At 35.0% G+C, this 10815-nt stretch carries 7 protein-coding genes; 6 read left to right on the forward strand and 1 reads right to left on the reverse strand.

All coding sequences use genetic code 11. From position 1 onward, the window contains the following. The first annotated feature begins 16 nt into the window (after positions 1-16). Positions 17-1087 carry a hypothetical protein gene (locus tag H6W52_RS05790; RefSeq protein ID WP_116099926.1) on the forward strand — a complete coding sequence of 357 codons (1071 nt, stop codon included), beginning with the start codon at positions 17-19 and terminating at the stop codon, positions 1085-1087. Positions 1088-1168: 81 nt separating this feature from the next. Here H6W52_RS05790 and H6W52_RS05795 read toward each other — a convergent pair whose 3' ends face one another. Further along, positions 1169-1831 (reverse strand): S24 family peptidase, encoded by a 663-nt coding sequence (locus H6W52_RS05795; protein ID WP_206608152.1) that lies wholly within the window; start codon positions 1829-1831, stop codon positions 1169-1171. 934 nt (positions 1832-2765) lie between these two features. Here H6W52_RS05795 and H6W52_RS05800 point away from each other — a divergent pair. The 5 genes from H6W52_RS05800 to H6W52_RS05820 all read left to right on the forward strand — a co-directional run bounded on the left by H6W52_RS05800 (position 2766) and on the right by H6W52_RS05820 (position 10439). Further along, on the forward strand, positions 2766-2921 hold the full coding sequence (locus H6W52_RS05800; RefSeq protein WP_157967284.1) for a hypothetical protein: 156 nt from the start codon (positions 2766-2768) through the stop codon (positions 2919-2921). Between the two features lie 352 nt (positions 2922-3273). Then, positions 3274-3444, forward strand: a complete 171-nt coding sequence (locus tag H6W52_RS05805; protein WP_157967283.1) for a hypothetical protein — start codon at positions 3274-3276, stop codon at positions 3442-3444. Between the two features lie 48 nt (positions 3445-3492). Then, the gene (locus H6W52_RS05810; protein ID WP_116099923.1) at positions 3493-3858 is read left to right on the forward strand and encodes a hypothetical protein; all 366 of its coding nucleotides are present in this window, start codon (positions 3493-3495) and stop codon (positions 3856-3858) included. Positions 3859-5049: 1191 nt separating this feature from the next. Continuing rightward, entirely contained in the window at positions 5050-9282 is a 4233-nt protein-coding gene (locus tag H6W52_RS05815) for a hypothetical protein (RefSeq protein ID WP_116100146.1), read from the forward strand. 2 nt (positions 9283-9284) lie between these two features. Beyond that, positions 9285-10439, forward strand: coding sequence for a hypothetical protein (locus tag H6W52_RS05820; protein WP_185216494.1), 1155 nt, complete (start codon positions 9285-9287; stop codon positions 10437-10439). The last annotated feature ends 376 nt before the right edge of the window (positions 10440-10815 follow it).

Consider the following 10815-nt stretch of genomic DNA (forward strand, 5'->3'; position numbering starts at 1 on the left):
AATATAAAATAAAATAATGGCAACAGAAACATGCAATATTTCATTTAAGGTAGATTACACATCTTCTAAGCCAATAAAAAGCGCAATTGCTTATTATAAAAATAAAAACGGAAGCCCGTCTGATCCCTATATTGAATATAATATAACCCCAATTCCAAGCTCTTCAGACATTGTAAAGCTTCCTTTTATTCCGGATCAGGGAGAATACGAGCTGATTATAGAATTGATGGATGAAGATGGAGTAGCAGTTAAAGAAACAAGTTCTTTTAAAATTGGAAATTGTTCGGGAGATAAACCAAAAGTGAGCATTAAATGGAGAGATAACTCAGGAACAGAAGACAGAATCTGTACTACATCTAATTGTGAAGAATATGTCATTTCTGCTAATTATTCTGATGCGGATAATAATATAAATACTGTAGAAGTATTTATAAGTCAGGATAATGGGATAACCTGGTCAAGTATTATTTCTAATTTATCGGGTAGTGCAACTTTTGGTACAGGTGCATTATCCACAATTGGCAAAAGATTATTTAAAGTTGTCGTTACCGATTTATCGGGCAATGTAACTGAATCAAATTGGCTTTCTTACACAAAAGAAAAAGAACAGCTTTCAATCTGCAAACAACTATATAATTTTAAAAATTCGAGATTAGATGTAGATAGTTTACCAGTTACAAAAGATTGGGTTACTGCAACAGTTGATGTAGATGCCTCTGCAGTAGGAGTATCAATGAGTTTATCTCATGAAATTTATTATAGAAGATGTAATGACTTATTTCTTAACAGAGTTCAGGTAATAGGAACTAAAAATGAAATTTTACAGGATTTCGAAGTTCCTAATGATTTGCAAAGCGGAATTACAGGATACAAGTCTGTACCTTTTACTTATACTCCGCAGGTTGCAGGGCAGCTAAAAGTTAGAATCAGCGAATATACTTCTTTCGCAATGGCAGATGATACACCGGCATATTTGCATATAGATTCTCAGCTTTTATTCTTAGATGAAGGGGAGATTTGTAGCAGTATTTCTGCAGAACATAATTTTTCAATATATCGTGGTACAGATTGCATTGAATCTGATTAACATATTTACTGCATTATTAGACATTAAACAAAAAATCCTCAATAAATTTTGAGGATTTTTATTCTATGATAAAGCTTTCTATCATCTTCTGTTATTTTTACGTCTCGTACTGATGATATTGAAAAGTTTGGCAACATCCTGAAGATGAATTTCAAAATCTTCGTAATATTCATTCAGAGAATGAAGCGTGATAATGCCTCGTTCCACATCATGATTGATGATCCTTTTCACAAGAATCCCTTTTTCTTTGTGTACGATGACAAAATCCCACTTATCATAATGCAGCTTGCTCATCCAGTAATCCTGGCGGATATTTCTGCATAAAATAATATCGCCTTCAAGATAGCTTTCGTAGGAGCCGTCGTCCATACTGTCTCCCCGAACTTCGAAACACATATATTCGCCGCGGTGTTCCACATCATCACTGAAAGGAATCGTGGGTAAACTTTCTATATATTCCTCATCTGCAAACCTGCTCAGATACCCGGCTTGTGCGTATTGGTTCGCCAGCGGAACGTACATGATCTTTAGATCCGAATAAGCAACCGGCGATGCGCTGTTATCAGGTTTCTGTTGCTGTTCCTGCAGCATGTTTTTTACAAAATAAGCAGTGGTTTCCGGTATTTTTCTTTCGCCTTTTTCCCAGTACTGGACGGCTCTCGTACCAACTCCTATCGCCTCGGCGATCTCGGCCTGCTTCATCTTTAATTTCTTTCTGATCTCTTTAAATTCTAAGTTGGTCATTTTGATATATTTATCGTTATTTATGAAAAAATACGCAAAATATTTTCCTTTTTTATTTTGAAATACGAACATTGTTCGTATATTTGTCTCGTTGTTAAAACAGAATACGGCAAATGTACAAAAATTATCACAACAATTTAATACATATTTGATACTTTTTAATTTTTTTTGGTTTAATATAGGTTGTTAATCAAATATTTAAAATTGTTTATGTACATTTTGTTTACAGACAGAAGATAAACGTTCAGTAATACAAAACAATGTAAAAAGTGCGTTTTTATATTGATGTGAATATTTTTATTATTGATTTTAAATTTTTTTTCCGAAAAATGTGCATTTTTTTAACCGGTAATGCGAACATTTGCTGTTTTGTTTTAACGACCATAAACACAGACCGTGAAAATGTAAGACAAAGCTGCTGTTCAGATTATAAAATATCGATTCATTATAACTGTCAGTAATAATTTAAATACATTCCGAAGCGGAGAATCTGAGTTTGCAGAAAGAAATTCATTTTTTAACATGAATTTGTTTAAACTTTTTTAAATAAAGAGATTCTTGTCGGAAGAAGCAAAGACGCAAGATTTTATTGGTCTCAAATCTTTTGAGGCGCAGGAAAATCCAAGATTTCCAACAAGGATTGATGCTTAATTTTATTGCAGATAAAATTCTTGCGCCTTTGCTATTAAGTTTAAACAAATTGTATATGAAGATACTTTTCGCATACGAAGGAAAATAAAATTCAGGAAGACAGGCCGATGAAACTGCGCCGGAAAACACAGGAAGCCGACTTCTGAGAATTAAAAATCAAACAACATCATTAAACATCTTTTCTGAGGCAGACTTTAAGCCTTTGCAGGATTTTATTGACTCAATTGATCAAAAAAAGACACGAAAAATTATTTTATTAAAACAACTTTTAACCTTTTTAAAAATGAAACGTAGTAAAGAACTTGTAGAGAAAAGAAAAGACTTTGTCAACGATTATGTAAAACGCAATCAGGACAAACAAATGAAAGTTATTGTAACCGAGCTTACGGAGATGCTGTTTTTGTCGGAAAGAACCATTTACAACATCATTCAGGAGTAAAACGGAAAAACAAAAGTCATTAAAGATCCGCATTTCGTGCGGCTTCCTCAGGACAATCTTTTACAACTGATCCACCATCACAAAAAATTAGAGCCGGAAAATTATATTCTAAAAAGCTTAAGACCAAGCAACCTCACAGTTCAGTGCTTCTAATTCAATCTGCCCATCAGATCAATAAAAGATTGTCTTTTCATTATCCATTTAATTTATAGAGAATTACAGCAAGGTAAAAACTGTTTTACTTTCCGGAACGATGCTTTTAAGGCTAAAGACGAGCCTGCAATACACTGGTTTCGAAAGTAATAGGAAGAAATTGAAAATTAAAAATCAGCATTAATAAATTTTGGTAGTCATGGAAAAAGAAGAGAACAAAAAAATTAAAGAAAACTTAGAAAAATTTCAGGATCCCGATAGAGACATTAGTGATCTTATAGACGAGCTGGCTTACCTCAGCGAAAACGAAAACATCGAAACGAGCAGAAAATTTCTGGATGATATGTATATGCTCGATCAGGACGATTAACAACTTAGCGTTGTGAAAAATCAATTTTAATGAATAACAATATGAAGAATGAATTTAGATAGCATAAAAGCCCTCCTCATCGGAACTGCCATTGCATTTTCGGGAGGACTGTTAAGAGTATTGATCTCCATACAGAACAAAGAAAAAAAGAGGCCTTGGGAACATATCGTCACCTTAATTATCGTGATTATTGTCGGTTTCACCATGAGCTATGTCATGAAAAGTGCCGAACTCCACAACAAATGGTATTCCACAGGAATATTGTTTGTACTCGGTTATGGCTACGACAAGTTCCTGAAAATGATTACCACCAATCTTCCTAACTGGATTGATACTACCATGAATCTTTACATCGGAAACCAGCCAAACAGACAGCCTGAAGAAGAAAAAGAGAAGAAAGAAGAAATAAAATAAAGAACAAAGAAATCCTCCGAAGCAGGACAAATATCAAAAACAATTAATTATTGTTGTTAAAAACCAACATCTGAAAACGTCATTACATGAAGTAGGCTAAACTCCTTTAAAATACTATTTGAATCTTGTGTACTAAGCTTTAGGAAAAGTGTGTTGGAATAAAATTGTTGTGCAGTAAGGCTAAAATATAGTGTATTGGAGTATGGAACGAGTGAGCAGTAATAAAAATGTACTGTAGTAAGCTTAAAATGTTAAGCAGTAAGTAATAGAAAAGGTGAGCAGTAGTAAAAATGTACTGTAATAAGCTTAAAATGTTAAGCAGTAAGCAGTAGAAAAGGTGAGCAGTAATAAAGTTGCAGAATAATAAGCCTTCAATCCAAGACAGTGGAATGTAAATGGAGAATATTTTGTTAAAATTGCTGTACAGGAAGCTTTCAATCCATAACAGTGGAATATAAATATAGAATACTGCAATAAAAATACATCACAGTAAGCTTTCGGTACAGGACAGTGGAGCGTAGAGGAAGAATACTGCAATAAAATTGCATAACAGTAAACGTCCCATTTAAATAATCAGGACATTAAAAAACCTTGGATTTTTTTTAACTTATGTGCTCTTTTTTTTCATTAAAGCATTAAACTTAATAAACTTAAGTGTTAAACTCTTTTGCATCTTTTGTGGTAAAAAAGTTTAAAGGAGGAAGAATACTGCAATAAAATTGCATAACAGTAAACGTCCCATTTAAATAATCAGGACATTAAAAAATCTTTGATTTTTTTAACTTATGTGCTCTTTTTTTCCATTTAAGCATTAAACTTAAAAAACTAATGTGTTAAACTCTTTTGCATCTTTTGTGGTAAAAAGTTTAAAGTAAATTTCTGTATTGCCGTCATCAGAAATCATTTCGGAAAACCACTTACTGCAACTACAGAATCCCCCGCTCTAAAAAAGGCTTATTCTCCTTAAAAATTCTGAATTTTGAATCTGGAATTTCAGCCGGATCAAAAGAAAAAAGCACAGCACTTCCGATTTCTCATCATAACGCTGTGTACACCTTACAGGCAGTAAAATCTTAAAAAAATATGTTACCGCGTCTGATTTTTCAGTTCCATCAGGTACGGTAAAGCGCAGCTCCATTGTTGTGCTTTACGTGCCTTTTAAACAAAATATAATTAAAAAACACCAAGTCAATGAAAGCAGCAAAACCTGTAGAAAAAGACAATAAAAACCATCATAGCCAGAGCAAAAAGCAGAAGGCTAAAAAGCCGGTGGTGGTACCTCTGCCCGTGGCGGAAGTTGCTCCTTTACAAACCCAAAAACCGGAAGAATCTGCAGCTCTCGCAGGATTCGCAATCCCGAATATCAATAAGACAAATGCAAACGGAATTATCGCTCCGGTTCACGGTTCACAGACCATTTATGATCAGGGTTCCGGGATCATGTTTAAAAAGCATCAGGAAAGTCTGGCAAAAACCGGAGATATCAATCATCCGGATACCCAAAAAGCGGAAAAAAATTATACTTCCACGCTGAACATCAGTCAGGTTAAAGATTATCATGATCTGAAATCCGGAACTTCTTTGCCGAAGACGTTGGAGGAACAGGCAGCAGCTCATCAGCAAAATAAAAAATCTCCGGAAACAAATGCCGAAACTAAATCTCCGGGGAAAAAGCAGATATCAGATAAAGGTGATATTGTTTCGACTGACCAGCTTAAACCTGTTAACCCGGATAAAGCACCTGTTGAAGAGATAGATCCGGCTCCTTCTGCAAATGCCCACAGTAATCCTGGATTTACAGAGCTTAGCGGAAAAATAAGCAGTACTGCTAAATTACAGAAACAGCATGAACCATCCCATAAAGCCACAAATGATGCACAGGCTGCAGCCCCATCTCCTTCCAACGAACGTCAGAGTATGGCACAGGCAAGCCAGATAAATGTAATGGGTGCGAAGGAAGCCGGAATGTTCAAAAAAGAAGATTTCAAAGCTTTGCTGAGTGCAAAAATACATAGTATACAACTTCCGAAAAATGAAGAGCAGGCTGATGAGTTTGAGAAACATAACAATATAAATGAAGTCAATCAAAAAGCAGTGGGCGATGTTAAAAGAGAAAAGAATGCAGCAGCAAATGATATTGCTTCTGCAACTGCAGCAAAACCGGATATTGCAGCACAGCCTCATCGTCCGGTTGCAAAAATGCCGACACAAAATGTAGGTAAGGCTCCTTCTACGCCGAATGTCGCTAAGGCAATGCCTGTGAAAAGAACTGCAGCCAGCGTAGAACAACCTATAAAGCAGCAAACGGCAAGTATCGACAGTGAAATGAAAGCGAATGGAGTAACCGATAAGATGTTGGCAAACTCCAATGAACCATCATTTACGGATGCTTTAGATCAAAAGAATAATGCGAAAGCCCAAAGTGTTCAAGCAAATCATCAGTTTAGAGACAATGAAGCTAAGGAGTTGTCAAAAACCCGTAGTGATGCACAGGCACAGGCGGTAAATCATATAAGCGGTATGCATGGCGCAAGAAAAGGCGGGCTAGGCAATGTACACGGCGATCAACAGCAAACTTCAGCGAAAGACAGCCAGAAACGAAAAGAAATTGCCGATCATATTAACGGCATTTACGTCAGCTCCAAAGCAGATGTAGATGTTATATTAAACAATCTGGATACAACGGTAGCGAAGAAATTTGATGAGGGCAGCAGAGAATCTAAAAAAGCATTTGAAGCCCATGTCGATAGAGAGATGAAGGCTTATAAAAAGAAACGTTATGGTGATGCGTATGCAGACTACGGTGCTTTAGCTGCGGCTGGAAAATGGATATGGGACAAACTTACCGGCTTACCTGAAGAAGTTAATAAATTCTTTGACAGTGGTAAGGATTTATACATTAAAGTCATGGATAAATTCATCGACCAAATCGCAACCCATGTTACCACCCAGCTAAATGCAGCCAAAACCAGGATTGCCAAAGGCAAAAAAGATGTACAGACTTATGTCGACAGTTTATCGCCAAGCTTAAGGAAAATCGGGAAGGAAGCTATTGCAGAGATCCAAAGCAAATTCAATGCACTGGAAGAAAGTGTAAACAGTAAAAAAGATGCATTAATTGATGTATTGGCTAAAAAATACGCCGATAATATCGCAAATATTGATACCCGGATTGCAGATCTTAAAGCGCAAAACAGCGGATTGATCAACAAAGCTCTTGATGTGCTTAAAACCAGCGTATTTGCTATTATTATTGAAATTAAAAATACACTCACCAATTTATTATCCGGTGTGATCAGTGCCATTCAGGCGATTATTATGGATCCGATAGGATTCTTTAAAAACCTTATTGCCGGTGTTTCCCAAGGATTTACCAATTTCGGAACCAACATCTGGACACACCTTAAGACCGGTTTCTTCGGATGGTTAACCGGAGCGATGAAAGGTATTTCTTTCACCATGCCGGAAGATGTATTCTCTTTGAAAGGTATTTTCTCCATTACCACGCAGGTGCTTGGTTTAACGTGGGACGGTATCAGAAGCATTGGTGCAAGAGTGATAGGCGAACCTGTAATGAAAGTTCTGGAAACCGCTTCTGAAAAAGGTCTTGAAATAATTCCGATTGTCCGCAAAGACGGTGCTGCCGGATTATGGGGATATCTGAAAGATCAGTTTGCCGATCTTAAAGCCACCGTAATGGATGCTATGATGGACATTATCCAGACACAGGTGATCCAGGCGGGAATTAAATGGGTGATGGGATTATTGACTCCGGTAGGAGCCTTTATAAAAGCCGCAATGGCGATTATCGATGTGGTTAAATTCTTCATCCAGCGAGCTGCCCAGATTATGGAACTGGTAAAAGCATTTACCGACAGTATAAAAGCTATTGCCAGCGGAAACGTAAGTGCCGTAGCCAAATCCATAGAAAATGCATTGGGAAGAGCAGTTCCTGTACTCATTGGCTTTTTAGCTTCATTATTAGGAATTGGCGGATTGGCAGATAAAATACTTGGCGTTATCAGAAAAATACGTCAGCGTATTGAGAATGCGATTGTGAAGTTCTGGAATTTTATTAAAGGGAAGGCTGCTAAACTGTTAAGCAAAGTAGGAATTACGAAACCTGGTAAGAAGAAAGATAAGGTTGACGAGAAGCATATCAAAAACATGGATTCTGAAATCGCTCCGGAACCATTTACTATGAATGGGGAAAAACACACATTAACTTTTGAAAAGAGAAAAGTGTATATGGCTAGTGAGAAGAGACTATTATCTGACAAGCTTGCTAGCGCCGCAAGATATGCTAAAGCTAATCCTGAGGCGGAAGAGTTTAAGGGTAAAGGTGAAGCTGTGTTGACTGATGTCAATAGTTTAAAAACCAAGACTCTAAAGGCAGAAAATGAGCTAACTGAAGCAGAAGAAATACAAGATAATCAATCTAATAAGGCTGGAAAAGTAAAAAATGCTCAAAAAAAATTGGACAATTTAGCTTTAGATATTTCTGCCTTTGGAATAAAGTATGGATTAATTGATTTATTAGATGGTACTGATTTACAACATTTAGGAGATAAGGGATTAGTGGTTGGTCTTCACAACATACCAAAAGAAGGAAAGCCGAGACAATCTCATCATGTACCAGAAAAGCAACTTCGAAATGCAATAGTTTCCATGTATGAAAAAGTAGGTGAAACATTGATTAAGAATCCTTCTTATAGGGATTTAGGCGAAAAATTCATTAACCGAGTTATTTCAATTACTGGAAAATTTAACAAAGCCGGAGATAAATTACCAGCGATCCTGATTCATGAAAAGACTCATAAAATTGGAGGAGATATGGGAGTTCACAACGAAGACTTACAAAGTAAAGCATTAGAAACAATAGAAGAAAGTGTAAAAAATAATAGAGAACACTATAGAGTTATAATTTTTGATAAAGCAAACAATAGATTGGTTGCCTCATTTAGAAAACATCATTTTGAAGGATTTGTAGATGAAATACATCAAATAGTACAAAGTAAAAATGGAGACAGCAATGTAAAAATTGTTGAAGAAAATAAAACTGGTATCATTATAAAGTCCGAAAAACATACTCAGGATGCAACAACAATAATTGCCAATAGGATTAATACTCAAATTAACGAATATATTCTTAAATTTGGAATCAAGAATGGTAGTAATAATGAAATAGTGTTAGATGATAACCAACTTAAAAGACATAAAGTAAAAGTTCTTAAAGAGATTAATATGACGGCTCAACTCACTTTTGAGCATGCTTTAAAAAATGGTTTAGATGTTTTAAAAGCTGCTTTAGAAGAAAACAAAGAATTAGAAGGTGATAAGGCAGTCAGAGAAAATGCACTTGAAAAAATAAAAGTATTATCAAGAGATATCTGGGAGAATCATGTCGTTAAAGAAATAAAATAATTATGGAAATAAACAGAATACATTCAGATTTAAAAGAAATCTACAAAGGTAAAGAAGTTGATGAAAAATTTAATTTCACCTTTGAATATAGGTATGGAGATGAGAAATTTTTATTAATGAAACTTTTAAAAAAGGGATATTGGTCGGTAATGCCATTTGCATTTAACTCAGATAATGTTCTGGCTTTTCAATTAAATCCAAATCAACAGAAATTTCAGGACACTTCCATTGTATCATTTGATGACACATACCTTGAATGTTTTATGCTTTCCCCAAATGTAAAAGGGATAATACCTTTAACTAATTTAATCTATTTTGATGAATTTTTTTTTATTAATAGAGCCAAAGATACAATAGATGAAATCATATTGTTATCTAAACCATTTTTTGATTATTTCGGAGGCGGTGATCTGGATTTTTTTAAAAATTTTTTATTGTCAGAATCTAATCAGGAACGTTTTGAAAATGCTGATGAATATAGAGAAGAATTTTACAAGGAATTCTGGAGTCATTATTATGATACTCCGGAAAATATAAAAGCTTTTGAATTGTTTGATAAGCTTATCAATAGATTAACATATTTGCCACAATATGAGGATGTTGCTGAGGACTACGGACTTTGGAATAACTACATAGGTAATGTACTTGCTAAGAGAGCCTATTCGAGAATCATAGTAGAAGATATAGATAAATGGAAACATTATTGGCGCTGTGCACAGTTGCCCCATGGTTTTGATTGTGATACCAATAGTTTTGAAGAATATACAATTCATTTTGGTTGGTCAAGTTCTCTACTGGATTGCATATCAGACTCATTTGATTCTGAACGTGAAAGCAAATATGAAATGTTTCCGGAAGAAGTAAAAAAACATCCTCTTTTTGAAGCTACTGAAGCTATAAGAAAAGTAGGAGGTTATTCAGGTGATCTTCATATTAAAGCTGCGGTAATTTTAGAAAAAGAATACAATGATCCCATAGGCTGCTGGAATGCTTTAATCAGTGCAAGTTACTGGGCGGGAAAAAGAGGAGATCTGGATGGAGTAGAAATGTGTTGGGGATTAGCTATTGATCTTTCCAAAACCCATGGCTGGACAGAAATTCATAATGTTTTATCAGAACAGATGGAATTTTATTATCATTATAAAGATAAGATCTAAAAGTTTATCTCTTATCTTAAAACGAAGTTTCTATTTTTTAGAAGCTTCGTTTTTTTTTGCTTAATATTTAGATGCTGAAAAAGGTCTTGAAATAATTCCGATTGTCCGTAAAGACGGTGCTGCCAGATTATGGGGATATCTGAAAGATCAGTTTGCAGATTTAAAAGCTACGGTAATGGATACTATTAGAGCATGTTTAAATAAAAAAATAGTTTTTTATTTAAACATGCTCTTAAATATCATTTGTGACAGTTTTTTACTACGTCAATTTTTCTAAAAAAAACCACCGCTTTGCTGAAGTCACTGAAAAACCTTTCATTTTACGACAGCCTATTTATTTAGGATGAAAAATAAGAGCTTATTACAAGATTTAAAA

Source organism: Chryseobacterium sp. C2(2020) (assembly GCF_014218915.1).
GTDB lineage: Bacteria > Bacteroidota > Bacteroidia > Flavobacteriales > Weeksellaceae > Chryseobacterium > Chryseobacterium mucoviscidosis.

Bases quoted from the DNA above. Each gene is read 5' to 3' on its own strand.
- H6W52_RS05790 (WP_116099926.1), top strand. From the start codon at position 17: ATGGCAACAGAAACATGCAATATTTCATTTAAGGTAGATTACACATCT.
- H6W52_RS05795 (WP_206608152.1), bottom strand. From the start codon at position 1,831: ATGACCAACTTAGAATTTAAAGAGATCAGAAAGAAATTAAAGATGAAG.
- H6W52_RS05800 (WP_157967284.1), top strand. From the start codon at position 2,766: ATGAAACGTAGTAAAGAACTTGTAGAGAAAAGAAAAGACTTTGTCAAC.
- H6W52_RS05805 (WP_157967283.1), top strand. From the start codon at position 3,274: ATGGAAAAAGAAGAGAACAAAAAAATTAAAGAAAACTTAGAAAAATTT.
- H6W52_RS05810 (WP_116099923.1), top strand. From the start codon at position 3,493: ATGAATTTAGATAGCATAAAAGCCCTCCTCATCGGAACTGCCATTGCA.
- H6W52_RS05815 (WP_116100146.1), top strand. From the start codon at position 5,050: ATGAAAGCAGCAAAACCTGTAGAAAAAGACAATAAAAACCATCATAGC.
- H6W52_RS05820 (WP_185216494.1), top strand. From the start codon at position 9,285: ATGGAAATAAACAGAATACATTCAGATTTAAAAGAAATCTACAAAGGT.